Origin of the sequence: Pseudomonas putida NBRC 14164 (assembly GCF_000412675.1) — a bacterium.
Classification (GTDB): Bacteria; Pseudomonadota; Gammaproteobacteria; order Pseudomonadales; family Pseudomonadaceae; genus Aquipseudomonas; species Aquipseudomonas putida.
The window spans coordinates 2,630,279-2,654,819 of record NC_021505.1; the positions used below are offsets into that span (position 1 = coordinate 2,630,279).

Sequence of the window (24,541 nt, forward strand, 5' to 3'; positions counted from 1 at the left end):
ATGTGTTAACGCTTAGGGTTCAGCGTCAGGTGCACGTGACGGTTCACGTCTTTGTACAGCAGGTAGCTGAAGTTGCCTGGGCCGCCGGCGTAGCAGGCTTGCGGGCAGAAGGCGCGCAGCCACATGAAGTCGCCGGCTTCCACTTCGACCCAGTCCTGGTTCAGGCGGTACACCGCCTTGCCTTCCAGTACGTACAGGCCGTGTTCCATCACGTGGGTTTCAGCGAACGGGATCACGCCGCCCGGCTGGAAGGTGACGATGTTCACGTGCATGTCGTGGCGCATGTCGGCCATGTCGACGAAACGGGTGGTTTTCCAGCGGCCTTCGGTGCCCGGCATCTCGATGACGGTGGCGTTGTCGCGGTGGGTGACGAACGACTCCGGTACGTCCAGGCCTTCAACTTTCTGGTAGTGCTTGCGCAGCCAGTGGAAGGTGACGTTGGACTTGCTGTTGTTGCGCAGGCTCCACTCGGCGCCCGGGGCCAGGAAGGCGTAGCCGCCTGGTACCAGGGTGTGGTGTTTGCCTTCAACGGTGATGTCCAGCTCGCCTTCGACAATGAACACCACGGCTTCGGCGTTAGGGTCCAGCTCAGGACGCTCGCTGCCGCCTTCCGGGGCCAGCTCGACGATGTACTGGGAGAAGGTTTCGGCAAAACCGGTCAGCGGGCGGGCGATGACCCACATGCGCATCTTGTCCCAGAACGGCAGGTGGCTGGTGACGATGTCACGCATCACGCCCTTTGGGATGACGGCATAGGCTTCGGTGAACATGGCACGGTCAGTCAGCAGCTCGGTTTGAGCTGGGTGCCCACCGTGGGGGGCGAAGTACGAATGGTTCGACATGGACAATCTCGACTTGTTGTTCTCTCCCCGTGCCGTGAACCGCACCGGCCGGTGCGGCGCAGGGGATGTGGCAACAGAATAGGGTCGAGCGCGCGCCATCCACAAATTAAATGTTGGAATACCCGGTATTTGATCGCTGAATGTCGACCTGGCGTCCGGCGTGCTGTTCCGGCAGCCGATCGCCTTGGCCGAACAGTTTGTGGCGCAGGGTGCCTTCGGCGTAGTCCGACGGGTAGCGGCCGCGGCGTTGCAGCTCGGGCACCAGCAACTCGACCACGTTGGCCAGGTCGTCCGGCTGCACGGCGTAGGTCAGGTTGAAACCGTCGATGCCGGTCTGGTCCAGCCAGCTTTCCAGCTGGTCGGCGACCTCGCTGGCGGCGCCTACCAGTACCGGTCCGCGACCACCCAGGCCAACGAACTCGGCGGCCTCGCGTACGGTCCAGCGGCGGTTCGGGTCGGCGGCGGTAAACGCGGCCAGGGCGGCGCGGCCGGCGTCGTTTTCGACGTATTCGATCGGCGCATCGGGGTCTAGGCCGGCAAAATCGATGCCGGTCCAGCCCGACAGCAGCGCCAGGGCGGCATCCAGGTCGACATAGCGACGGTATTCGGCGAAGCGGGCCTCGGCCTCTTCCTTTGTAGGGGCGACGATCAACAACGCCTGGGCATAGATCAGCACCTCATCACGACCCCGCCCGGCGGCCTCGCTGGCCTGGCGAATGCCGTCGGCGTAGCGGCGCAACACGGTGGGGGTCGGGCCGCTGATGAACACGCATTCGGCGTGGCGCGCGGCAAACTGCTGGCCGCGTGCTGAGGCGCCGGCCTGGAAAAGCACCGGCGTGCGCTGCGGTGACGGCTGGCACAGGTGCATGCCGGGTACCTGGAAGTGCTCGCCCACATGGTTGATAGGGTGCACCCGGGTTGGCTCGATGTAGCGCCCGCTGTCGCGCTCCAGCAGCACCGCGTCGTCGTCCCAGCTCTTCTCCCACAGCTTGTACAGCACCTGCAGGTATTCCTCGGCCAGGTCGTAGCGCTGGTCGTGGCCCAGCTGACGCGCCAGGCCAAGGTTGCGGGCGGCGCTGTCGAGGTAGCCGGTGACGATGTTCCAGCCGACCCGGCCATTGCTCAGGTGGTCGAGTGTGGACATGCGCCGGGCGAAGGGGTAGGGGTGTTCGTAGGTGAGCGAAAAGGTGACGCCAAACCCTAGGTGCTGAGTGACGCCGGCCATGGCTGGCACCAGCAGCAGCGGGTCGTTGACCGGTACCTGCACGCCACCGCGCAGGGCGGCTTCAGGGCCGCCCTGGTAGACGTCGTAGATGCCCAGCACATCGGCAATGAACAGAGCGTCAAACAGGCCGCGTTCCAGCAGGCGGGCCAGGTCGGTCCAGTAGCTCAGGCGGTTGAAGGCCACACTGGTATTGCGTGGGTGGCGCCACAGGCCGGGGGACTGATGGCTGGCGGCGTTCATGCTGAACGCGTTGAAGCGGATCGGGCGGAGCATGTCAGGTGCGCTCCGCTCAAGGCAACACGGAAGCCGGGTAGACCGCGTCGGCCACCTGCAACTTGTGGGGAATCAGGCCCAGGCCCTGGAAGGTGTCAGCCAGTTTCTGTTGTTCGGCGACGATCTGCGGGGTGATGGCCACGGCGTTGTAGTTACGGCGTTCGCTTGCCACTTCAAGCACGTTGGCGTTGATGCCCAGCTGCGGGGCCAGCAGTGCGGCGACCTCTGCAGGCTTGGCGTTGGCCCACTGGCTGACTTTGCCCAGTTCGGTAAAGAAGGTTTTCAGCAGCGCACGGTGCTGGTCGGCATAGCTGGCGGTGGACAGGTAGAAGGTGCGGTTGTTGGACAGGCCGCTGCCGTCACGCAGGTTTTTCAGGCCTGGCTGGCTTTCTGCTGCGGCGAGGAACGGGTCCCACAGGGTCACGGCCTGCACGCTACCCGACTGCAAGGCGGCCACGGCATCGGCGGCATTGTTCACGTAGGCGGGGGTGATGTCCTGGTAACTCAGGCCGGCCTGTTCCAGTGCGACGGCCAGCAGGTACTGGGCATTCCAGCCGCGACCGGTGGCGACGCGTTTGCCTTTCAGGTCCTGCACGCCGGCCACATGGTCCTGCTCGCGTACCACCAGGCCGATGCCGCGTGGATAAGGCTGCTCGGCGGCCAGGTACACCACCGGTTTGCCGGCCGCCTGGGCGAACACCGAAGGTGCGTCGGCGGCGTGGCCGAGGTCGATGGCGCCGGTGCTCAGGGCTTCGAGCAACTGCGGGCCGGCGGCAAATTCGTGCCAGCTGACCTTCACGCCTTGCGGGGCCAGGGCCTTTTCCAGCGCGCCGCTGCCTTTGAGGATGTTGATGCTGTTGAACTTCTGGTAACCGATGCGCAGGGTCTTGGCGTCGTTGGCCAAGGCTTCGGACCAGGGCAGCAGGGCACTGGCGACACTGGCCAGCAGGCCGCCGATCAGCAGGCGACGAAGCGGGGAGAAGGCACGGATTGGCATGGGTTTGCTCCTTGAAACCGGGTGGGAAGCGATGCGCCCAGACTAAGGAGATGGCGTTTGGCTTTCAATTTTTATATTCCGTTTCGTTAGATTGTTTTGTTATTTTTATATCCTTTTGTTTTGTAACGCTTTGCATTCTTCGACATTTTTTTCACATTCGCTTGCTAGCATCGCCGGCATTCCCAAGGAGCCCTACATGCCGCAATTCCTGCGCAAGCGCAGCACCCGCATCGCCCTTACCGCCACTACCGGCGTGCTCACCGCCACTTTGGGTTTCTTTGCATGGCAGAGCTTCTACCCGGTCCAGGCCGCCTCCGGCTGGGATGTCGAAGTGCTGCATCGTGATGTTGCCAAGGCCGCATCGCTTTTGCCGCAAGCGGATGGCAGCCTGCTGGTCAGCCGCGAGCTGGATGATGGCCGCGGCAGCATCCTCAAGATCACCGCGACCGGTGACCGTGTCGTGGTGGTCGACAATCTTTCCAAGCCCGATGGCATGGTCGCGGCACAAGGCGGATGGGTGTTCAGCCAGGAAGGCGGTCAGGCGCCTGTGAGCCTGGCCCGCGATGGCCAGGTTACCCACCTGTTTGACGGTGAAAGCGTGCAGGGCCTGTGGAATGACGGCAACCACCTGTATGCCATCGAAGACCGCAAGGGCAATGGCCGCCTGATGCGTTATGACTGGGCCAGCGGCCAGCTTGATGTGCTGCGTTCCGGCCTGACCGAAACCGAAGGCCTCACCCGCTGCAACGATGGCCGCTTGCTGTACACCGAAAAAGCCAATGGCAAGGTTCGCGCCCTGTCTGACGATGGCAAGGACCCGGTGGTGGTCGATGGGCTGCGCAACCCCACCTTCCTGTTCTGTGACCAGCGTGGCCTGTGGGTCAGCGAAGACAACACCCACCGCGCACGCTTGTTGCTCATCGACGCTGACGGCGTCCAGCACGCCATGCTGACCTTCCTGAAGGCGCCGCAGTCGATCGTGGCGGACGGCAAGGGCGGCTACCTGTTGGCCGAAGGCGGGCGTAACCGCGTGCTGCACCTGACCCCGCCACCCGCGCACGACACCGCCCAGCGTTAGCTGGGCAGGCGCCGCTTGCGCGCTGGCAGCAGGCCCAGCACCAGCATGCAGCCGAGCAGAATCACCAGGCCACCCGCCGCCTGTAACAGGCTGAGCGCTTCATTGAGAAACAAGGCGCCCACCAGTACCGCTACCAGCGTGACCACGAATTCCACGCTAATGGCGCGGGTGGCGCCGATCCGTGCCACCAGGCCGAAGTACAACACGTAGGTGGTGGCGCTCATCACTGCGCCGCTAATCAACAGGTAAAGCCAGTCGCCTGCTTGTGGCATGCTGGGCACCGGTACCACCAGCAATAGCGGCAGGGTCAGCAGCCCGCCAGCCAGGAACGCGCCGCAGGTGACCGTCCACGGGACCTGGCCGCGCAGGTGCAGGCTGGCGTAGTTGCTGCCGTAGGCGGCGCTGATGGCGCCAAGCAGCGAGGCGATGCAGCCGTGGATGAAGTCCTCATCGACCGCGCGGGCCGGAAAACCGACCAACATGGCGATGCCGGCAATGCCCAGCAGCAGCCCGGCCAGGCCTTGCGGGGTTATTTTCTCCAGCCCCCAGACCCGCCCGATCAGCATCGAGAACAGCGGAATGGTGGCGACAAAAATCGCCGCCATCGCCGTACCGATGCGTGGGGTGGCGTACGACATGCCGATCAGTTGCCCGGCCACCGTGGTCGCGCCTACCACCAGCAAGGGCAACAGCAGCGGGCGCAGGCGCAGCGGGCGGCCCAGCAGGGCTGCGAGGGCCGCCAGGGTGCCGCTGGCAATCAGTGCCCGCAGGCTGACCGCGCCCACCCAGCCAAAGGCATGCACCACCTTGAGCAACACCAGGAACGAAAAGCCCCAGGCGATGGCCAGGAACATATAGGCGGCGAGGTCGCGCGGTTGCATGAGGCAGGGTCCATCCAGGGCAGGGGCAGGCAGGCTAGCGGGTTGCACGGCGCGATAGCAAGGCCGGCCACCCGCAATGCATTATGGCTACCCGACCAACAGCGTGCTTCCCTGCATGGCTGCGCTCGCGGATAATCCCCCGTATTCCAATAAATAGCCTGTGAGTGGGTATGAGTGATTCCGTAGTCAGCCTTGGCCAGCCTGAAACTGAAGGGGGGCGCAAAACGCGCAAGAACAACCCCGAGAAAACACGCGAGGACATCCTCCAGGCAGCCATCAACGAGTTCGTCCAGCAAGGGCTGGCCGGCGCGCGCGTCGACGCGATCGCCGAGCGCACCGCTACCTCCAAGCGCATGATCTACTACTACTTCGGCAGCAAGGAGCAGCTGTACTGCGAATGCCTGGTGAAGTTGTACGGCGATATCCGCAAGACCGAGCAAAGCCTGGACCTGGAGTCGTTACCGGCTGAGCAGGCGATCCGCCGGCTGGTCGAGTTCACCTTCGATCACCATGACCGCAACGTCGATTTCGTGCGGATCATCTGTACCGAAAACATCCATTATGGCGAGTACGTCAAGCAGTCGCCGGCGATCCGCGAAATGAGCAGCCTGGTGCTCGAAGCCCTGGGCAACACTCTGCGCCGTGGCGTGCAGGAAGGCGTGTTCCGCGCCGGCATCGAGGTGATCGACCTGCACATGCTGATGAGCTCGTTCTGCTTCTACCGGGTGTCGAACCGCCACACCTTTGGCGAGATCTTCCAGATCGACCTGTCCGATGACCAGGTCAAACTGCGCCACAAAGCCATGATCTGTGACGCCGTATTGCGCTATATCTGCGCCTGAACCCCGCTTACTCGCCCAGCCGTTGCTCGCGTGACGGCGGGTAGCCGAAGTACGCCGCATAGCACTTGCTGAAGTGCGACACCGAAACAAACCCGCAGGCCACTGCCACTTCCATCACTGACAAGTCCGAATACTGCAGCAGCCGGCGGCTTTTGGTGATGCGCAGCTCCATGTAATAGCGCCGTGGCGAGGTGCCCAGCTGAGCCTGGAACAGGCGGTCGATCTGCCGGCGCGAGCGCCCGCTGTAGGCGGCCAGCTGGTCGAGGCTCAGGGTTTCCTCCAGGTTGTTCTCCATCAGCTCGACGATGGTGCGCAGGTGCAGGCTCATGGACTTCTTCGCCCCTGGGCCAACCTGGCGGTAGCGGGCCCCGGAGAACGACAGGATTTCCTCCACGCCTTCGGCCAGCCCGTCGCCATACAGCCGGCGTACCAGGCCCAGCATCAGCTCCATGGCACCATTGGGGCTGGCGGCGCTGAGGCGGTCGCGGTCGAGGGTGAAGCTGGCCGGGGTGATGCGGGTTTGCGGGCTGCGCTCGGACAGGCTGGCGCGCTGCTCGGGGTGGATACTGCAGCCATAGTCGTCCAGCACCCCGGCGCGGCCAAGGAACCAGGCACCGTTCCACAGGCCGCCCAAGGCCATGCCGTGGGCGGCGCAGTCGTCCAGCAGGCGGTCGAGTTCAGGGTACTTCAGTGGGGTGCGCAAGCCGCCGCAGATCACCAGCAGGTCCAGTTCTTTCAGCGCCCCGGCGGACAGCTCGGTGGCCACCAGTTCCAAACCCAGGTCGCTGGTCACCCGGTCGCCATCCATCGACAGCGGGGTGAACTGGAAACTGTCGGCGCGCAGCAGGTTGGCCGTGACCAGCACGTCCATGGCCACGGTGAAGCTGGCCATCGAGAAATGTTCGAGCAGGACGAAATCAACCCGATAGGGGGTCTGGGCATTGGCGCTGGTGGATTTCAGCCGCAGCATGTTGCTGGTGCTGGTCTTCTTGCTGAACTGACGTGGCGTGGGCACTCTGGACTCCGCTTCCTGGCTGGCTCGCAGAGTGTGGCGGGTGGCCGGGGGAAAGACAATGTTCCGGGTGGGTGTGTCGTATTTCAGGTCGTGTTCAGGCAACCTGTCTGGCTTGGCCTATTGCCGCCATGTTGCCCCCTGTCACTGAGGACGCCCTTGATGAAGTACGCCATTGCCCTTTTGTTCAGCCTGCTGCCGCTGCTGGCCAATGCCCTGGAACCGGGTGAGAAGCTGGCCCCGTGGACGCTGCTCGACCAGCACGATCAGGCCTACAGCCTCGATACCCGCACGCACATCCTGCTGGTAGCCCGCGACATGGACGGTGCCAAGCTGGTCAAAGCGGCGCTGGGCGAGCAGCCCCGGGGCTACCTGGAAGCGCGTGATGCGGTGTTCGTTGCCGACATCCAGCGCATGCCGGCGCTGATCAGCAAGCTATTCGCCATTCCGGCCATGCGCGATTACAACTACCGGGTGCTGCTCGACCGGGAAGGGCGCGTGGCCAGCCGTTATTCCGGGCAGGATGGCCAGGTGCAGTGGTTGCAACTGCGGGAGGGTGTACTGGTGGGCCAGCATTCTTTTGCCGATGCCGCGGCGTTGAAGGCGGCGCTGGAGAACGCGCCGCAGCATTGAGGCCGCTCCTACAACTGTTCGCAGTGCCATACTGGTAGCCAAATCAATCTGAACCCTCAACGCTGTCGGTAACCCAATGCATTACATGCCAAACGGGAGAGCGCTCATGGAAATAGGAACGATCTGGATCATCATCGCAGCCTTGGTCATCCTGCTGGAAATCTGGGCCATCTGGCACATCATCGGCAGTGACCGGCGCGCCGAGCGCAAGATGCTGTGGATTGTGTTTGTCGTCTACGCACCATTCCCGGGGCTGTTATTCTGGGCCTGGCGCGGGCCGCGGGCGGTGAAGGGCAGAGCGGTCCTGCAGGAGAAATGAGGGCTTCCGGCATCAGGCGTGGGGGCGCCTGATGCCGTCGATGTTCACTTGGGCAGGATCTGGAAGCGAATGGCTGGGCCCAGCCCATCAACCATCAGGCAGCCGTAGAATTTCACGGTCGACAATACCTGCAGCTGTTTGAGCGCTTCGTGGATGTAATCGTGCAGCAGTTTTTCAGCTTCGCGCTTGCGGTCTGCGAGGGTGGTGCTTTTAAGCGTGATCATGCCGAGCAGGGTGGTTTCGATTTGCTCGACGGTGTCCAGGCCGAGCTTCTCGCGCAGGTGCAGGCGTGCCTGCGCAGCATCGGCTTCATCGTGGGCAGGGTTGTGCGGCTTGAGGGTATAGGCCAGCTGAAAATCATATTTGCTCATGCGCTTTTCCTTGTGACGTACAGGCCTCCATGCCGGGTCTTGCAATCTACTGCCTGACAGCCGCGGCGCAAACATACGCGTGGTTCAAGCATGGCAATGGATTGTGCGAAATGTCCTACCCCGCGCTTGACCTCGAGTTAACTTAAGGTCCGATACTGCGCCACTCTTCCAACCGAGTGAGGGCTTGTCGTGACCCAATCAACCGCATTCCAGTTGAGCAACCCTGAAGGCCTGTACGACCCCAGTGGCAATGCCTATTCCCATGTCGCCGAAGTGCGCGCTAACAGCCGCTTGCTGTTCATCGCCGGCCAGGGCGGGGAAGACAGCAACGGCCAGTTGCCCCCACTGTTCGCCGAACAGGCCCGCCAGGCGCTGGCCAACCTTGAACTGGCCCTTGCGTCCAAAGGCGCCAGCCTGGCCCAGGTGTTCAAGCTGACACTGCTGATTGTCGAGCACTCCGAACCCCGCCTGCGCCAATGGGTGGCTGAGGCCGACAGGGCCTGGGGCCCGCACATGAAACCGGCCTGCACGCTGATCCCGGTACCCCGGCTGGCGCTGGATGGCATGCTGGTGGAAATCGAAGCGGTGGCAGCGCTTTAGCGCTGAGTGATGCGGTGGTGGCGCCTTGGAAACACTTTGTTGTATATCGGTACACGCATGGCCGCTATAACAACAATGTTCCCTCAGAGGTGACCACACCATGAGCACCGGCACCACCACACTGACCGACCGCAAGGCCAAGGCCTGGTTCTGGCCGGCGCTCTTCAGCCTCATGGCCTTCGCCGCCAACTCGGTGTTCTGCCGGCTGGCGCTGAAGGACGGGGCCATCGACCCGGCTTTGTTTACCGTGGTGCGCCTGGCCAGTGGGGCGTTGTTTCTGCTGCTGTTGATCCGCCTGCGTAAACCTGCGCTGGGCATTGGCGGCAGTTGGCGCGGTGGCTTGGCCCTGTTCCTCTATGCCTTTCTTTTTTCTGCGGCATACCTGCAGCTGGGTGCAGGTGCGGGGGCATTGCTGCTGTTCGGCGCAGTGCAGATCACCATGTTCGGCTTTGCCTGGTTCAAAGGTGAGCGCATCACCGCACGTATGCTGCTGGGCATGTTGATTGCTTTTGCCGGCCTGTTGGTGCTGTTGTTGCCCGGTGCAGCGGCGCCACCCTTGTCCAGTGCCTTGCTGATGGCCCTGTCTGGTATGGCCTGGGGCGTATACACGTTGCTGGGCAGGGGCTCGCCCAGGCCGCTGGCCGATACTGCAGGCAATTTTGCCCGCAGTCTGCCTTGCCTGGCGCTGCTGCTACCGGTGCTGTTGCTGGGCGCCGGCCCGCACCTCACGCCGCCGGGTTTGTTGTATGCCTTGGGCTCCGGCGTGCTGGCCTCAGGTGCGGGCTACGCCGTGTGGTACGGCGTGGTCAGGCAGGTGAGTGCGCAGCAAGCAGCGACCATGCAGCTTAGTGTGCCTGTGATTGCCGCACTGGGCGGTGTTGTCCTGATTGGCGAACCGCTGTCGTTGCGCTTGCTGATCGCGTGTGTGGTGGTGCTGGGCGGTATAGCCCTGGCGCTGGCACCACGGCGTTAGAAGAAACTGCGCTGCGCCTTGAGCGTGACCACACTGTCGCAATAGGTGTTGATGCCCGAATAGGCATCGCAACCGCCGCCACTGAGATTGGAGTTGCTGTAGATCAGGTTAAGGTCGATGCCCAGCCAGGGCCGCGACAGCTCCAGCGACCAGTCGGAAAAGGCATTTACCTGGCTGCCGTCGCCAATGGTGAACGGCGTGCCCAGGCGATGATGGGCCAGCTTGACGGTGAGGTCGACATCGAACAGGGGCAGTTGACCGAAGTCGGCGAACAGGGTGCCGGTGCGGTTATCCGGGTTGTCGCGCAGCGCGCCACCGAAGCGATTGCCCAACAGCGAGATGCCACCGTACAGGGCATAGCTGTCGGGGCCTGCGATAGTCGGCTGGCTGTAATGGATCAACCCCACTTCATAGCCCAGGCTGCTGTCGAATTGGTGCTTGTAGCCCAGGTAGCTGTCCAGTCGCAGGGTCGAGTTGGGGGTGACGCCCATGCTCGGGGCGTACTGGCCCAGGTACCAGCCACTGGGGTGGCTGAAGTCGAGACCACCGTGGAATGCGCCGACGGCACTGGGTGAGATAAGGCCTTGGGCCATGCTGCGCGAGGGTGTGGTGCCGAGTGTGAAGTCGAAGTCGCCCAGTTCGCGTTTTATCTGCTGGGCCATCAACACTGGGCTGAACAGCAGTGCAGCACTCAGCAACAGAAAGGGCCTGGTCATGGTCTCCGTCCTGGAAGGCTTGCGGTTGAGCGGTAGAGGATACCTGCGCAGATGAAAGGAGGGAACCTTTGCCTGGCCCGCTCAGCCTTTGGTCGAAGGGGCTGCGTCGGCGGCTTCGGTCACCACGGGCAGGTTGCCGGCACGTTGTATCACCCGGCGTTGCTGCTCGTAGTCGTCCAGGGACAGGCCGCGGCGCTGCAACGCTTCCAGTTGCAATTGGCGGGTTTCTTCGGCGCTGTACGCACGCAGTTCCGGGTGGCTGGCGCAACCGGCCAGTACAGCAATGCTGGCAGCGGCCAGGGCAGTGAGGAGGAGGCGGGCCTTGGTGTTCATCGAGCAGCTCCGGAATGCAGGGGATTCGCCAGGTTCGAATCGATGGAGCTAGGTTATTAAGCCGGGCCGCTCAGTAGAAATTGCCTTGTTCGATAGTCACTATTGACGCAAGCATCAGTGCTAAAGTTTTGCGCCCCCGCATCTGGCCAAACGCATCGCCATTGCTACCCTTAACCCACGCAATCTGACCTGTTGGGGATAAGCGATGCGCATGCCATTGTTTGCTTTGCTGTCGGCGCTGATGTGCCTGAACGCGGCGCCCGGCCTGGTGCTGGCGCAAGACGTTCCAGCCCCCGACCCAGCCCCGCAAGCCGACACGGTCGCGGCCAAGACCCCGGTATTCACGCAAGAGCAGCTGGACCAGATGCTCGCGCCGGTTGCGTTATACCCCGATCCGCTGCTGGCCCAGGTATTGATGGCGGCCACCTACCCGGGGCAGGTGAGCGAAGCGGTGGCCTGGTCCAAGGCCAACCCCAAGGCGTCGGGCGATGCTGCAGTCAAACAGGTAGCGAAGCAGCCGTGGGACCCCAGCGTGCAAGCGCTGGTGGCCTTCCCGCAGTTGCTGGCGACCCTGGGCCAGGACCCGGTGTGGGTGCAGCGACTGGGTGATGCGTTCCTGGCGCAGCCCGACGATGTCATGGGCGCGGTGCAGCGCTTGCGTCACCAGGCACAGGCGGCCGGCAACCTGCAAAGCAACCAGTACCAGAACGTGACCGTGCAAGCCGCACCGGCGACACAGGCTGCCAGCAGCCCGCCCTCCACCATCATCATCCAGCCGGCCGACCCGCAAGTGGTGTACGTGCCCAGCTACAACCCGACCACCACCTATGGTACCTGGGCTTACCCGGCTTCACCGCCCGTGTACTACCCGCCGCCGCCCATGTACTACCCCGGTTCAGCGCTGGTGGCGGGCCTGGCCTTTGGTACCGGCGTGGCGGTTGTCGCCTCGTTGTGGGGTGACTGCGACTGGGGCCACAACGACATCGACATCGACGTCAACCGTTACAACAACATCAACGCCAACAACCGCATCACTAACAATCAGAATAAATGGCAGCACAATGCCGTCAACCGTGAAGGCGTGCCTTACCGCGATGCCCGCAGCCGCCAGCAGTATGGCCGCCAACTGGACGGCGCCACCCAACGCACTGCTTTCCGTGGTGACGACGCGCAGCGGGCGCAGGCGCGGAACAAGGCCCGGGCCTCGATGGACCGCGCGGGGATGGAACGGCCGGCCACCGACAACCGCCAGGCACGCCAGCAAATGCGCGAGGCGCAGGCGGGTAATTCGGTGGGCAACCGCATGCAATCCCGTGGCGACACTGCCAGAGCAACCGACCGTCGCCAGGAAACACGCAATAGCCAAGCCCGGCAGGTGGCACAGAACCGGCCGGCCAACAGCGCCGGCCGGGCGCGTAACAATGCCTTTGATGGCGTGCGTTCGCCGTCACGCACCAATCTGCAGGCCAACCGCGGTCGTACCAGCCAGTCGTTTGCCCAGCGGCCCAATGCATCCCGGGCTGCCGGCCACCAGATCTCCCGGCCCAGTGCGCCAGTGCGTCGTGGCGGAGGAGGCCGTCGATGAAACGTCCAGTATTTGCAGCAATGCTGCTTGCGACAGGCTTGGCATGGGCTTCCCTGGCGGCTGCACAGGAGGCATTCCCGACGCCGGAGAAAGCCGTGGAGTCCTTCATTACGGCGCTGGGCACGGAAAAGGCCGATGAAGCCCGCCTGGCCCAGTTGCTGGGTGATGACTGGCGCACCTACATACCGCGTGGTGGTGTGCAGCGCAGCGACGTGGACACCTTTCTGGAGCAGTATCGCGCGCAGCACAGTATCGACATGGCAGGCGAGGGCAAGGCCATCCTGGCGGTGGGCAGTGATCACTGGAGGTTGCCCATACCGTTGACCAGAAGCAGCCAGGGCTGGCGCTTCGACCTCAAGGCCGGTAGCACCGAAATCCGCGCCCGGCGCATCGGCCGCAACGAACTGGGTGCCATGCAGGCGTTGTTGGCTTACCACGACGCGCAGATGGACTATGCCAGCCAGGATCGCAACGGCAACGGTGCGCTGGAGTACGCGCAGAAGATTTTCAGCGAACCCGGCAAGCATGACGGGCTGTATTGGGATGACGACGGCGATGGCCAGGTCAGCCCGCTGGGGCCGCTGTTTGGCCAGGATGTGGTGGGTGATGACTGGTATGGCTACCACTTCCGCATCCTCGACGCACAAGGCCCGTCCGCCCCCGGTGGCGCCTACAGCTACCTGATCGGCAACCAGATGAGCCGTGGCTTCGCCATGGTCGCCTGGCCGGCCAGGTACGACGACACCGGGGTGATGAGCTTCATGATCAGCCACGACGGCCAGGTGTTCGAAAAAGACCTCGGGCCGCACGGCGACAGGCTGGCCAAGGAGATGAAGCGCTTCGACCCGGATGACAGCTGGAAGGTGGTGGAGGTGACAGCGGGGGATTGAGCCCGCAAATCACTGCAATCGCGCAGCCCTGACTTCTCGCGCCGTGCACCCGTAGTGCTGGCGAAACGCCCGAGTGAATTGCGCCTGGTCGGTAAAACCCCAACGGAATGCCAACTCGCCGATGGCCAGGTGGCAATGCGGGTCGCACAGTTGGCGGTGCACGGCTTCCAGCCGCTGTTGGCGCACCCACTCGCCAAGGGTGTAGGGCGTGATCGCGAACAGCTTGTGCAGGTAGCGCAACGACAGCCCGCAGGCACTGGCGATGGTTTGTGGCGACAGTTCGGGGTCGCCCAGATGTTGCTGCACATACTGCTCGACCCGTGTCAGGTGCAGGGTGCTGAGGTTATTGCCTTCACTGCCCAGTACTCGCTCATCCTGCTGCAGGGCCAGCAGCAGCGTGGCCGAAGCCTGTTCCAGCAGTAAATGCCGGGCAGCGGCCGGGCTGGCGTCGAAATGGCGGGCACACAGGTCCAGTTGCTCTACAAAGATGCGCCCCAGGCCCTGGCTGGCATCGAAGCAATGCCGGGTATAGCGCTTGTGCCCGAGCAGGTTGGCCTTGAGTGCCCGCTCGGGCAGCTTGAGCACCCACAGGTCGTTCTGCGTGCCGTAATGGAAGCGGTAAGGCGCATCGCCGCGCTCGACGATGAACCCCCCTGGGCTGCAACTGAGCGGGTGGCCTTCCTGTTCGAAGTGCACTTCGCTGCTGCGCGGCACGGTCACCAGATAGAACGCCTCATGGTCCTGGCCAACGTGCGCCTTGCTGCGCGAGTAGCCCAGCGGGCTGGAGCGCAGGCGGGAAAGGCTGAGTGGCGTGCTGGGCGTGCTCCAGCGCTGCAGGTGGCCATCGAATGGCTGCTCGCTGGCAAACTCCAGGCTCAACGGGAAATAGGTTTCACTGATGGCTTCGACCCAGCGCGCCTGGCGTTCCGGCTGTGCCCAGCCGTGGGTCGAGATTTCTGTGGGCATGGTGGGTCCTTTTTCAAAGAGGGCAGCATTGAAAAAAGGAACTGCAGGCAAGCTACTCAAGCAGCTCTTGTTATTGTGCAAACCGCCCGGCAGCGCAAGGCTGCCGGGCGGCTTCAGGCCCATGATCGGCGCACGCCGACCGTTTGATCAAGCCCCGCGTGTCACCCGGTAGGTGGCCGAAGGCTCCAGGCGCGCCTGCCAGCCGGGGGGCAGGACGATGTTGGTGGTGTCTTCTTCGATGACGCACGGGCCATGCACGGTCTGCCCCGGCAGCAGGCGGTTGCCGTTGAACACCGGCGTGGGCTGCCATTCGCCCTCGGCACTGAACAGCATCGGGCGGACACCTTCCGGGGCAGGCGCGGGTGGTTGGGCCGGGCCCTGCAACTCGGGCTGTGGCGGACGCGGCAGGTGACCAATTACCGAACACTCCAGGTTCACCAGCTCCACCGGGCTGTCGGGCTCGCTGTACGAGTACAGGGTCTGGTGACGGCTGTGGAAGCGGCTGATCAGTGCGGCCAGGCCCGCGTCATCCAGTACATGCTGCTGCAGCTCCACGCTGCATTCATGGATCTGCCCCAGATAGCGCATTTCCAGGGTGTAGTGGCAGCTGCTGGCCTGGTCGCCAAAACCGTCTTCGCGCAAGTTTGCCAGGCCTTGTTGGCGCAGCTCGGCAAGGGCCTGGTTGAGCTGCGCCAGGTTCACGTGCCCGGCGTCCAGCCGCATCGACAGGCTGGTGAGCTGGTCGTAGCGCACGTCGGACAGGATCTGGCCGAACGCGCACAGGCCTGAGGCCACCTTGGGGATCAACACGGTCTGCATGCCGATTTCCTCGGCCAGGCGCACCACGTGCATGCCCGCTGCGCCACCAGCGCCGATCAGGGCGAAGTCGCGCGGGTCGTGGCCGCGTTCGATGGACACGCGGCGAATGCCGTTGACCATGTTCAGGTTGACCAGGGTGGTGATGCCAAATGCTGCGCGTTCCACGCTGATACCTAACGGTTCGGCGATCTTGCTGCGGATAGCGTCCACTGCGACCTGGCGGTTCAGGCGGATGCTGCCGCCCAGTAGTGCGCCGTCGGGCAGGTAGCCCAGGGCCAGGTTGGCGTCGGTTACCGTGGGTTCGCTACCGCCTTTGCCATAGCACACCGGGCCAGGCATGGCACCGGCGCTGCGTGGGCCGACTTGAAGCATGCCGAACTCGTCCAGGTGGGCGATAGACCCGCCGCCAGCACCCAGGGTTTCCACCTGGATCATCGGCACGCCGATGCGCTGGCGCAGGAAGTCGACGTCCTTGCTGAAGTTGGTACGGCCGGCGTTGGTCAGGGTGATGTCGAACGAGGTGCCGCCCATGTCCACGGTGATGACGTTATCGATACCGAATGGTCTCGCCACCGCCAGGCCCGCCTGTGGCGCCGAGGCGGGGCCGGAGTTGATCGCATTGACGGCGCGCTCGCGCATCAGGTGCCCGGGCGCCAGGCCACCGTTGGACTGGAAATAGCGCACTGGCTGCTGCGCGCCAAGCTCCTGGAACAGGCTGTCGATGCGCGCCACATAGCGCGCCATCACGGGGCTGAGGTAGGCGTTGACCACGGTGGTGGAGGTGCGGGTGTACTCGCGAATCTGTGGGAACACCTCGCAGCCGGTGCAGACGAACACCCCGGGCAGGGCGGCCCGTACTAGCTCGGCGGCCCGCTGCTCGTGGCTGGGGTTGCGCACCGACCACAGGAAGGAAATGGCCACGGCCTGCACGCCTTCGGCACGGAAGTAGTCGATGGCGTCATGAATGGCGCGCTCGTCCAGCGGGCTGTGCTCACGTCCATCTCCGAGGATGCGGCCACCTACCGGGCGGCGCAGATGGCGCGGGGCAAGCATGTGTGCCGGCGGATAATGAGCGTCGTAGCGGTGGCCTTCCTCCTTGTGACCCAGGCGGATTTCCAGGCTGTCCTCGTGCCCCTCGGTGCACAGCAGGCCCACTTTGACCCCGGTGCGCTCGATCAGCGCGTTGAGGGCTACCGTGGTGCCGTTGATGCACAGGTCGCAGTTGGCGATCAGCTCGGCCGGGCTGCGCCCGGTGGCGTCGGCGATCTGCGCCAGGCCGGCGCGAATGGCCAAGGTGCCATCCTGCGGCGTGGACGGGGCCTTGAACAGCTGCACGCCGCCGTCGCGGTCGGCCAGGATGAAATCGGTGAAGGTGCCGCCGGCATCGATGCCCAGGCGATATTGATTACGCATGATGGTTCTCCGGGCAGTGCGGGGCGCGGGCAAGGCGGGTTGCGGTTTCGTCGAGGCGGCCATCGTCATCGAGGACCACGCCATACTCCAGGGCTGCCCCTTGTGGCGAGACCAGGCCGTTGCGCACATCCTCCAGTACGGCGGTGACCGGGCGGCGCAGCGGGTCGCCGTAGCCACCGCCGCCCGGGTTGATGTTGATGATGCGTTCACCGGGTTGCAGGGTGAGCATCGGGTTTTGCGTATAGTGGTCTTCGCTACCGTCGACGTGGCGGTGGATCAGCCGGCCCAGCTTGGGTTCGAGCAGGGCATTGCGAGCCCCGGCGGCACCGGCGGTGGGCAGCTGGCGGCCCTCGCCGAAGCCGACCACAGTCATGGCGTGGTCAAGCGGTTCGATCTCCAGGCGGGTGCCCGAACCACCGCGCAATTCACCGGCGCCACCACTGTCGGCCATCAGGCTGTAACGGTGGATCAGCACCGGATAGGCGTGCTCGAGCAGTTCGATGTCGCCGCTCATCAGCGCGCCGAAGCAGCACAGCGGGCCGCAGGCGTGCCAGCCATCCATCACCTGGTTGGCACCGGCACCGGAAATGATCGAGGCCAGCACCATCGTCACGTACTCGCTGTTGCCGTTGCGCGGGTCGTGGCCGGCGATGTTGATGCCGCTGGTGTGCCCCCAGGAGGCCGTTACCCGCTGTGGTGAGGCTTGCTCCAGCGCGGTGCGCACGGCATCGGCCAGTGTTTCCATCGGCGTGGTGGTGCAGTTGACATGGGGCGCCGGTTCTTCGGCGTTGCACAGTGTACCCCTGGGCCCGACATCGACCGTGACGCAGCGGTACAGGCCTTCGTTGTAGGGCGGTGCGACCTGGGCGAACATCATCAGCCCCAGGTACACGCCCGATACCGAGTTGCCCTCGTAGGAGTTGATGAAGTACGGCACTTGCGGCGGGCTGTCGATACGCACGTGGGCCTGGTCACCTCGTATCTGCACATGGGCGGTGATGGCCAGTTCGCCAAGGCCGTGGCCGGCATCTTCAAGAACGGCGGTGCCGCTGTAGTCACCGTCCGGCACATCGCGCAACAGCGCACGCATGTGCCGGTCGGCCATGTTCTTCAGCTCGGCAATGCAGGCACGCACTTGGGCCACGCCGTACTTGTCCAGCAGCTCCAGCAAGTGCCGCTCGCCGACCTTGCAGGCGCCGTACTGGGCATTAAGGTCGCCTTCCTGATAGGGGCGGGCGCGCATGTTGGTGAGCATGAAATTGATCACGTCTTCGCGGCGCTTGCCCTTTTCCCACAGCTTGACCGGTGGAATGCGCAGCCCTTCGGCGTAGATTTCCTTGGCGTCGGGGTTGTAACCGGCGGGTACAGGGCCGCCGATGTCGGTCAGGTGGCCTTTGCACACGGTCCAGAACACCAGTTCGCCCTGGTAGTACACCGGCTTGTACATGCAGCAGTCGAGAATATGGCTGCCCTTGTAGGCGGGGTCGTTGTGGTAGATCACGTCGCCTTCGGCGATGTCGTCGCCGAAGAAGCCGGCCACGCATTTCATGGCCGGGATCAGCGAGCCCAGGTGGATGGGGATGTCCTGGCCTTGCAGGATCATTTCCGGCAGGTGGTCGAATAGCGAGTTGGAGTAATCGTGGGCCAGGTTGAACACACTGGAGCGCCCGGTCTTTTCCAGGGTCAGGGTCATTTCGCGTTGCGCTGTCTCCAGCGCACCCCGGACAACCGCAAGGGTGATCGGATCTACTGTCTGCATAGGTCACCAACGTTTGTTCTTGTGCTTTAGGTGCGTGCCGCGGCGGGGCGGCGCGTGGTGACAGGCTACGGGGCAGGGCGGGGGGAAGGCTTGTCGCTGGGTGTACTGGTTGTTGTGTTCTGGCGCACTACGGGGTCGCTCCCGCAAGAGAACGCGACCCCCTGCAGGAGCGGCCTAGTGCCGCGATGGGCTACGCGGCAGCCCCAGATTCTGGCAGGTTAAGACCTACTGCCCCAGCATCTGCCGCACCAGCCATTGCCCCGCCGGCCCAAGCGCCCGCCGGCTCGACCAGGCCACATCCATATCCACCCGGCGCGGGTAACCCGCTATCTGCAACTCCACCAGCTCGTTGCCAAACCGCGCCACCAGCGCCCTGGGCAGTTCGGCCCAGCCAAACCCGCGCACGGCAAATTCCAGCAGGGTGAGGTAATCCGGTGCCGACCAAGCTTGGCCGCGGCCGCGGTGCAGGCTGGGGGCGTAGGTCTTGATGTACAGCTGCCGCGCATTTTCAAGGTGTTGCGTTTGCACCGTTTTCAGCCCCGCCAACGGATGCTCGCTGGCCACATACACACCGAACTCCGCCTGCTCGGGCAAGCGCGCCACGGCAACGTCGGCGGGGTAGCTGGGCTGTGTGGCCAGAATGCCGACGTGGGCCAGGCCCTGCTGGATCATATCGATCACATCAGCGTCTTCCGCCGGGCCGCAGCGCAATTCGGTGTGCGGGTACTGCTGGGCGAAGCGGGCCATCACGGCGCCCTGGAAGGTGACGCTGTAGCTGTCCGACATCACCACCGAGACCAGCGCCTCGACGTTTTGCGCCAGCCTGACTGCCAGGGCATCGAGCTGGGCGCTGGCGTCCAGGATCGCTTCGACATGGCTTAGCACCTGTCGGCCCGCTTCATTCAGCGTGGGGTGGCGGCCACCGCGATCAAACAGCGGGCAGCCGATATCGGCCTCGAAATTGGCGATGGCGATGCTGATCGTGGACTGGCTTTTGCGCAATTTGCGTGCCGCCGCAGAAAACGAACCCAGCGATGCGGCTTCGACAAAGGCGACCAGAGCTTCGGGTGAGTAGCGCATGGTATTGATAAAACCGATGGTAGCTATGTCGCGAGTATCAGTTCTATCAAAGAAAATAGGAAGCACGACTCACGCAATGGATGGAATTTGCAATGAAAACGGTCTCTTTCACCGAACGCCTGGTACACGCCGTAGGCTATGAAATATTCGCGGTGCTGCTATGCGCACCACTGTTGTCCTGGGTGATGGGCAAATCGCTGGCGACGGCGGGTGCGTTGGCAATAACCCTATCGGTGATCGCCATGTTGTGGAACATGGTCTACAACGCGCTGGTCGATCGCTGGGTGCAGACTGAACGCATCCACTGGAAGGCCAGTGCACGCTTTGTGCACGGCCTGGGCTTCGAGGCCGGGCTGGTGGTGTGGTGCCTGCCGGTGGCGGCGTGGATGCTGGATATTTCGCTGCTGCAGGCGTTCATGGTGGAGCTGGGTTTCTTCGTGATCATCCTGCCCTACACCGTGCTGTACAACTGGGCGTTCGACAAAGCCCGGCATCTGCTGATGCAGCGTCGCGTGGCATGAGTAGCCGGCCCCAATTGCGAATGCTCACGCGTTCCCTGTGGGAGCGGGCAAGCCCGCGAAGCAGGCGACACGGTGGATGGCACCTGCTGCGCCGGTGTTCGCGGGCACGCCCGCTCCCACAGGGTCATCAACTCTGTCAAAAAAACGGGGCATGCCATCGCTGGCATGCCCCGTTTTCATACAGCTGATGCGCCTCAGGCGACCTTGACGATCCAGCCTGCCGGTGCTTCAACATCACCGCTCTGGATGCCGGTCAGCTCGTTGTAGAGCTTCTGGGTAACCGGGCCAACCTTTTCCAGGTCATGGAACACGTGCAGCTTGCCGTTGTACTCGATACCGCCGATCGGGGTGATCACCGCGGCAGTACCGCAAGCGCCGGCTTCGATGAAGCGGTCCAGCTTGCTGATTTCGACATCGCCTTCGATCACGGTCAGGCCCAGACGCGATTGCGCCAGTTCCATCAGCGACAGACGGGTGATGCCCGGCAGCACCGAGGCCGATTTCGGGGTAACGAACTCGTTGTTGGCGGTGATGCCGAAGAAGTTGGCCGAACCGACTTCCTCGATCTTGGTATGGGTCAGCGGATCGAGGTAGATGGCGTCGGCGAAGTTGGCCTTCTTGGCTTCAGCGCCTGGCTGCAGGCTGGCGGCGTAGTTGCCACCGACCTTGGCTGCGCCGGTGCCTTGTGGGGCGGCGCGGTCGAAGCTGGAGATCTGGAAGTTGTGCGGCTTCATGCCGCCCTTGAAGTACGAGCCAACCGGAATGGCGAAGACCGAGAAGATGAACTCGGGGGCGGTGCGCACGCCAATGTTGTCACCGGTGCCGATCACGAACGGGCGCAGGTACAGGGCGCCTTTGCCGTGCGGTGGCACGAACTTTTCGTTGGCCTTGACCACTTGCTTGCACGCTTCGATGAACACATCGGTCGGCACGTGCGGCATCAGCAGGCGGGCGCAGCTGCGCTGCATGCGGGCGGCGTTCTGGTCGGGGCGGAACAGGTTGATCGAGCCGTCCTTGCAACGGTAGGCCTTGAGGCCTTCGAAGCATTGCTGGCCGTAGTGCAGGGCCGTGGAGCCTTCACTGATGTGCAGCACGTTGTCGTCGGTCAGGGTGCCCTTGTCCCACTCGCCATTGCGCCATACGGACAGGTAGCGTTTGTCGGTTTTGATGTAGTCGAAACCCAGCTTGTCCCAGTTAATGCTTTCGTTGCTCATGACACCCTCATTGTCTTGCAAGTGCCCGATCGCTCGGGCTGCTGTTATACGCGCACCACGCCACCATAATACATCCGTCGCGGATCGGGAACGGCCAGTCACGAATTGATAGCCTGCGATGCTTTTTTTTCGGTTCCTACAACTGCAGGTACTCATCCAGTTCAAGGTTTTCCAGCAAAACGGCATCATGGGACGCCACTATCAGCGCCCCGCGAAACTGCCGGAGCATGCGCTCCAGGGCTGCCAGTGACGGCAGGTCAAGGTGGTTGCCGGGCTCATCCAGCAGCAACAGGTCGAGGGGGCGCTCGCGGTATAGGACGGCGGCCAGCGCTGCCTTCATCCGTTCGCCGCCGCTGAGCAGGCTGCTGGGCAGCTCGATACGGGCCGCATCCAGGCCCAGTTGTGCCAGGCGGCTGCGCAATTCGCCCTGGGCCAGCACCGGGTTGGCTTGGTGCAGGTGTTCAAGCACGCTGCTGTGGCCTGTCAGCGTGCTGCAGTGCTGGTCGAGCAGGGCAGTTTCGCCACTGCGGCGCAAAATGTCGGGTGATGCCGGTAATTCCCCATTCAGCAGCCTCAGCAGCGTGGACTTGCCACTGCCATTGGCGCCGACCAGGCCCAGCCGCTGGCCCAGGCACAAGCGCAGGTCAAGCGGTTTGCGGGTGCCATGGGGCAAGCGAAGTGCCTGCAGGGCCAACACTTCGCGGCCGACATGACGCTGGGGCGTGGGGGCATGCAAGGTAATTGCAGTGGCTTGCTCGACCTCGCGGGCGGCGTCATGCACTTTGCCCAGCAATGCTTGCCGGGCATCGCGATGATCACGCCGCTGCTTGCCCGCCGTGGCCTGGCTGCGTTCCTGCTGGCGGTCGACCAGGATCTTGGCCTGGTTGGCATGCCTGGCTTGACGCCCGGCCCGGGCCTGATGGCGTTCCAGGTCTTCGCGCTGGCGCTGCAGTTCACGGGCCTGGCGTTGTTGCTCCTGCTTCAGCCGGGCAAGTTGCTGCTGGGCTTGCGCCACCTGGCTGGCTTTTTGTGCTGCATAGAAGCTGTAGTTGCCGCCATAGGCCTGCAACCCCAGGCTGGACAGTTCGACAATGCGTGCCATGTGCGCCAGCAGGCTGCGGTCGTGACTGATTACCAGCAAACCTCGGTCCCAGCCCTCGATCATGCTCAGCAGCTGGGCACGGGCGTCGCTGTCCAGGTGGTTGCTCGGTTCGTCGAGGATCAGGTAGTCGGCACCGCTGAGCCATGCGCCTGCCAGCGCCACGCGCATGGCCTGGCCGCCGCTCAGGCTGCGTGCGGGCTGGCGCCAGTCAAGGTGACCCAGGCCGCTGCGCTGCAGGTGCATCTGCAATTGCTCGCGGATATCCCAGCGCTCGCCAACGGTGTCGAAATCCTGGGGGTTGATGCTGCCTTGCTCGATGCGCTCGAGCGCCGCAACCACCGCCCCCACGTGCGCCAGGTCGGCAAGCGTGGCGCTGCGCTCGATTACCTGCTGGTTCAGCAGATGGACAGGCCCACGGCGCCTGCACTGGCCGCTGCTCGGTGCACGCTGGCCGGCAAGAACCTGCCCTAGCAGGCTCTTGCCCACGCCATTGCGCCCGACCAGGCCGGTACGCCGTTGGTCGAAGGTTTCGTTGAGGTCGGTAAACAGTACCCGGCCATCAGGCAAGGCCAAACAGACGCTGTCCAGCGTCAGGATCGACGTGTTCGTCATGCACAACTCCACAAATGCCGCGACATCTCCGGAGCAAACCGGAGCCTGAAGACTGGCCGTCGAATGGACGGCGGCATTAATGGCGCATTGGACGAATACCTCGTACTGGCGGATTGCGTAGGCTAACGGCCCGTTGGGGGCGGGTAAAGTACCGCCCGCCCTGTATGGGTTTTCTGCACTGGCCTCATCGCCGGCAAGCCAGCTCCCACAGGAACTGCGCTGGCTTCAGGCCGGCGCGGTCAAGGTGGGAACTGCGCTGGCTTCAGGCCGGCGCGGTCAAGGTGGGAACTGCGCTGGCTTCAGGCTTGCGCGGTCAAGGTGGGAACTGCGCTGGCTTCAGGCCGGCGCGGTCAGGTGGGAGCTGGCTTGCCGGCGATGCGCCGCGTGAGCGGCGCCCGATCTTGACTGGCCCTGGGCTCAGCGCCCCGTCAAGCGCCTGGCCCAGTCGCCTCCGTGGCTCTGTTTGCAGGCCTCTTCGCTGTCGAACCGTACATGCCAGGCCGGGTGATCCAGTTGTATGCCGGCGTGGTCCAACGCCTGACGGGTCAGCGCAAGCATGCGTGCCTTTGCTTCACCCGCCACAGCAGCGACTTTCTCGGCCTCTTGTTCAAACACCCAAGTAATACGCAGGCTGGCCGGAAAGTTCTCAGGATCCAGGCGATGGGTGAGCCAGGTGAACCCGACGATTTCTGCCTTGGCGGTTTCACAGGCGTCCGTCAGGCACGCTACCAGCTCCCGCTCCAGGCGGGCCATTTCGCGTTTGCCCAGCGCCTTCACAGGTTGGCCTCGTCATCGATCTGCTGGCAGAAGCGCAGGCGGTTGCCGAACGGGTCGCACACCTGCATCTGCAGGCCCCAGTCCAGGCGCTCGGCTTCGGGCCGGGCGTAACCGTACTGTTTGCCTTGCAGTTCATGCTCCAGCGCCCGCAGGTCGTCGAGGCGGGCAAACACTGTAGAGCCGGGGCAGGCATCGCCATGGTGCTCGGTAAGGTGCAGTATCAGGCCATCACGGTGAATCTGCATGTACAACGGCAGGTCCGGGCTGAAGCGGTGCTCCCAGTCCAGGCTGAAGCCGAGGAAATCCATGTAGAACTCCCTGGCCTTGTCGACCGAGAAGATGCGCAGTACCGGTATGGCGGGGGCGAGGGGCATGGGGCGTCCTTGACAGTGGGCAAAGTCGCCACTGTACCGCAGTGCCGCCAAGAGTTGTCGGCACGCCCCGCAGCAATGGTTGACCACCCGCCAGCCACTGCGTAGCCTTGCCACTTCGAGGTTCTTCGGCCAGGCCGAAGCTAAGACGGGAACGCGGTAAAAGCCGCGGCTGCCCCCGCAACTGTAAGCACCGACAACGGATCGACACAGCCACTGCGCCAACGCGCGGGAAGGCGTCATCCCGCCAGCCCGCGGTTCAACTGAACGGGGGATGGAACGGTGCAAGCCAGGAGACCTGCCTCGCAACGTTTTCGACTTTCAACCGGGCGGGGTG

Annotated in this window: 25 protein-coding genes and 1 riboswitch; of the genes, 9 read left to right on the top strand and 16 right to left on the bottom strand. The window is 63.8% G+C overall.

Features of this window, described 5'->3' with window-relative positions; genetic code table 11:
- Positions 1 to 5 precede the first annotated feature (5 nt).
- The 3 genes from PP4_RS11700 to PP4_RS11710 all read right to left on the bottom strand — a co-directional run bounded on the left by PP4_RS11700 (position 6) and on the right by PP4_RS11710 (position 3,337).
- A complete protein-coding gene (locus PP4_RS11700; RefSeq protein WP_016499386.1) occupies positions 6 to 842 on the bottom strand; it encodes a bifunctional allantoicase/(S)-ureidoglycine aminohydrolase in 837 nt (278 codons plus the stop codon).
- A 106-nt stretch (positions 843 to 948) separates the two neighbouring features.
- On the bottom strand, positions 949 to 2,340 hold the full coding sequence (locus PP4_RS11705; RefSeq protein WP_016499387.1) for an LLM class flavin-dependent oxidoreductase: 1,392 nt from the start codon (positions 2,338 to 2,340) through the stop codon (positions 949 to 951).
- Between the two features lie 16 nt (positions 2,341 to 2,356).
- Complete coding sequence (locus tag PP4_RS11710) at positions 2,357 to 3,337, bottom strand: aliphatic sulfonate ABC transporter substrate-binding protein (protein ID WP_016499388.1); 981 nt, start codon at positions 3,335 to 3,337, stop codon at positions 2,357 to 2,359.
- A 196-nt stretch (positions 3,338 to 3,533) separates the two neighbouring features.
- Here PP4_RS11710 and PP4_RS11715 point away from each other — a divergent pair, with 196 nt between their 5' ends.
- Positions 3,534 to 4,415, top strand: coding sequence for an NHL repeat-containing protein (locus tag PP4_RS11715; RefSeq protein WP_016499389.1), 882 nt, complete (start codon positions 3,534 to 3,536; stop codon positions 4,413 to 4,415).
- On the opposite strand, the gene PP4_RS11720 is transcribed toward PP4_RS11715, so the two are convergent.
- Positions 4,412 to 5,296 (bottom strand): DMT family transporter, encoded by an 885-nt coding sequence (locus PP4_RS11720; RefSeq protein ID WP_016499390.1) that lies wholly within the window; start codon positions 5,294 to 5,296, stop codon positions 4,412 to 4,414. The two genes, PP4_RS11715 and PP4_RS11720, sit on opposite strands and share 4 nt — an antisense overlap.
- A 170-nt stretch (positions 5,297 to 5,466) precedes the next feature.
- On the opposite strand from PP4_RS11720, the gene PP4_RS11725 reads away from it, so the two are divergent.
- On the top strand, positions 5,467 to 6,138 hold the full coding sequence (locus tag PP4_RS11725; RefSeq protein WP_016499391.1) for a TetR/AcrR family transcriptional regulator: 672 nt from the start codon (positions 5,467 to 5,469) through the stop codon (positions 6,136 to 6,138).
- 7 nt (positions 6,139 to 6,145) lie between these two features.
- On the opposite strand, the gene PP4_RS11730 is transcribed toward PP4_RS11725, so the two are convergent.
- Entirely contained in the window at positions 6,146 to 7,153 is a 1,008-nt protein-coding gene (locus PP4_RS11730; RefSeq protein ID WP_016499392.1) for a GlxA family transcriptional regulator, read from the bottom strand.
- A gap of 159 nt (positions 7,154 to 7,312) precedes the next feature.
- Between PP4_RS11730 and PP4_RS11735 the strand changes: the two genes are divergently transcribed.
- Together PP4_RS11735 and PP4_RS11740 are read left to right on the top strand one after the other, a co-directional pair.
- Positions 7,313 to 7,783 (top strand): hypothetical protein, encoded by a 471-nt coding sequence (locus PP4_RS11735; protein WP_016499393.1) that lies wholly within the window; start codon positions 7,313 to 7,315, stop codon positions 7,781 to 7,783.
- A gap of 106 nt (positions 7,784 to 7,889) precedes the next feature.
- Entirely contained in the window at positions 7,890 to 8,102 is a 213-nt protein-coding gene (locus tag PP4_RS11740) for a PLDc N-terminal domain-containing protein (protein ID WP_016499394.1), read from the top strand.
- Positions 8,103 to 8,146: 44 nt separating this feature from the next.
- Here PP4_RS11740 and PP4_RS11745 read toward each other — a convergent pair whose 3' ends face one another.
- Positions 8,147 to 8,473, bottom strand: a complete 327-nt coding sequence (locus tag PP4_RS11745) for a hypothetical protein (RefSeq protein WP_016499395.1) — start codon at positions 8,471 to 8,473, stop codon at positions 8,147 to 8,149.
- Between the two features lie 189 nt (positions 8,474 to 8,662).
- On the opposite strand from PP4_RS11745, the gene PP4_RS11750 reads away from it, so the two are divergent.
- On the top strand, positions 8,663 to 9,073 hold the full coding sequence (locus tag PP4_RS11750; protein ID WP_016499396.1) for a RidA family protein: 411 nt from the start codon (positions 8,663 to 8,665) through the stop codon (positions 9,071 to 9,073).
- A 100-nt stretch (positions 9,074 to 9,173) separates the two neighbouring features.
- Positions 9,174 to 10,046, top strand: a complete 873-nt coding sequence (locus PP4_RS11755) for a DMT family transporter (protein WP_016499397.1) — start codon at positions 9,174 to 9,176, stop codon at positions 10,044 to 10,046.
- Here the strand turns inward: PP4_RS11755 and PP4_RS11760 are convergent.
- Positions 10,043 to 10,762 carry a TorF family putative porin gene (locus PP4_RS11760; protein ID WP_016499398.1) on the bottom strand — a complete coding sequence of 240 codons (720 nt, stop codon included), beginning with the start codon at positions 10,760 to 10,762 and terminating at the stop codon, positions 10,043 to 10,045. The genes PP4_RS11755 and PP4_RS11760 overlap by 4 nt on opposite strands.
- 81 nt (positions 10,763 to 10,843) lie before the next feature.
- Positions 10,844 to 11,095, bottom strand: coding sequence for a hypothetical protein (locus PP4_RS11765; RefSeq protein ID WP_016499399.1), 252 nt, complete (start codon positions 11,093 to 11,095; stop codon positions 10,844 to 10,846).
- Between the two features lie 205 nt (positions 11,096 to 11,300).
- Between PP4_RS11765 and PP4_RS11770 the strand changes: the two genes are divergently transcribed.
- Positions 11,301 to 12,680: a DUF3300 domain-containing protein gene (locus PP4_RS11770; protein ID WP_016499400.1), complete on the top strand. Its 1,380-nt coding sequence runs from the start codon at positions 11,301 to 11,303 to the stop codon at positions 12,678 to 12,680.
- Positions 12,677 to 13,570, top strand: a complete 894-nt coding sequence (locus tag PP4_RS11775; protein ID WP_016499401.1) for a DUF2950 domain-containing protein — start codon at positions 12,677 to 12,679, stop codon at positions 13,568 to 13,570. The genes PP4_RS11770 and PP4_RS11775 overlap by 4 nt, the downstream gene beginning before the upstream one ends.
- 9 nt (positions 13,571 to 13,579) lie before the next feature.
- Here the strand turns inward: PP4_RS11775 and PP4_RS11780 are convergent, their stop codons facing one another.
- The 4 genes from PP4_RS11780 to PP4_RS11795 all read right to left on the bottom strand — a co-directional run bounded on the left by PP4_RS11780 (position 13,580) and on the right by PP4_RS11795 (position 19,607).
- The gene (locus PP4_RS11780; RefSeq protein ID WP_016499402.1) at positions 13,580 to 14,536 is read right to left on the bottom strand and encodes an AraC-like ligand-binding domain-containing protein; all 957 of its coding nucleotides are present in this window, start codon (positions 14,534 to 14,536) and stop codon (positions 13,580 to 13,582) included.
- Positions 14,537 to 14,683: 147 nt separating this feature from the next.
- Positions 14,684 to 16,768 carry a caprolactamase subunit alpha gene (gene capA / locus PP4_RS11785; RefSeq protein WP_016499403.1) on the bottom strand — a complete coding sequence of 695 codons (2,085 nt, stop codon included), beginning with the start codon at positions 16,766 to 16,768 and terminating at the stop codon, positions 14,684 to 14,686.
- Positions 16,761 to 18,527 carry a caprolactamase subunit beta gene (gene capB, locus PP4_RS11790; protein ID WP_016499404.1) on the bottom strand — a complete coding sequence of 589 codons (1,767 nt, stop codon included), beginning with the start codon at positions 18,525 to 18,527 and terminating at the stop codon, positions 16,761 to 16,763. The genes capA and capB overlap by 8 nt, the downstream gene beginning before the upstream one ends.
- A gap of 225 nt (positions 18,528 to 18,752) precedes the next feature.
- Positions 18,753 to 19,607, bottom strand: a complete 855-nt coding sequence (locus PP4_RS11795) for a LysR family transcriptional regulator (RefSeq protein WP_016499405.1) — start codon at positions 19,605 to 19,607, stop codon at positions 18,753 to 18,755.
- A gap of 92 nt (positions 19,608 to 19,699) precedes the next feature.
- Here PP4_RS11795 and PP4_RS11800 point away from each other — a divergent pair, with 92 nt between their 5' ends.
- On the top strand, positions 19,700 to 20,128 hold the full coding sequence (locus PP4_RS11800) for a multidrug/biocide efflux PACE transporter (protein ID WP_016499406.1): 429 nt from the start codon (positions 19,700 to 19,702) through the stop codon (positions 20,126 to 20,128).
- A gap of 194 nt (positions 20,129 to 20,322) precedes the next feature.
- On the opposite strand, the gene PP4_RS11805 is transcribed toward PP4_RS11800, so the two are convergent.
- From PP4_RS11805 to PP4_RS11820, 4 genes are all read right to left on the bottom strand, one after another.
- Entirely contained in the window at positions 20,323 to 21,342 is a 1,020-nt protein-coding gene (locus tag PP4_RS11805; protein ID WP_016487380.1) for a branched-chain amino acid aminotransferase, read from the bottom strand.
- 136 nt (positions 21,343 to 21,478) lie between these two features.
- Positions 21,479 to 23,056: an ATP-binding cassette domain-containing protein gene (locus PP4_RS11810; RefSeq protein WP_016499407.1), complete on the bottom strand. Its 1,578-nt coding sequence runs from the start codon at positions 23,054 to 23,056 to the stop codon at positions 21,479 to 21,481.
- A 417-nt stretch (positions 23,057 to 23,473) separates the two neighbouring features.
- Positions 23,474 to 23,833 carry a hypothetical protein gene (locus PP4_RS11815; RefSeq protein WP_016499408.1) on the bottom strand — a complete coding sequence of 120 codons (360 nt, stop codon included), beginning with the start codon at positions 23,831 to 23,833 and terminating at the stop codon, positions 23,474 to 23,476.
- Complete coding sequence (locus PP4_RS11820) at positions 23,830 to 24,207, bottom strand: glyoxalase superfamily protein (protein WP_016499409.1); 378 nt, start codon at positions 24,205 to 24,207, stop codon at positions 23,830 to 23,832. Before PP4_RS11820 ends, PP4_RS11815 begins: the two co-directional genes overlap by 4 nt.
- Before the next feature lie 101 nt (positions 24,208 to 24,308).
- Positions 24,309 to 24,524, top strand: a riboswitch (cobalamin riboswitch).
- Positions 24,525 to 24,541 lie beyond the last annotated feature (17 nt).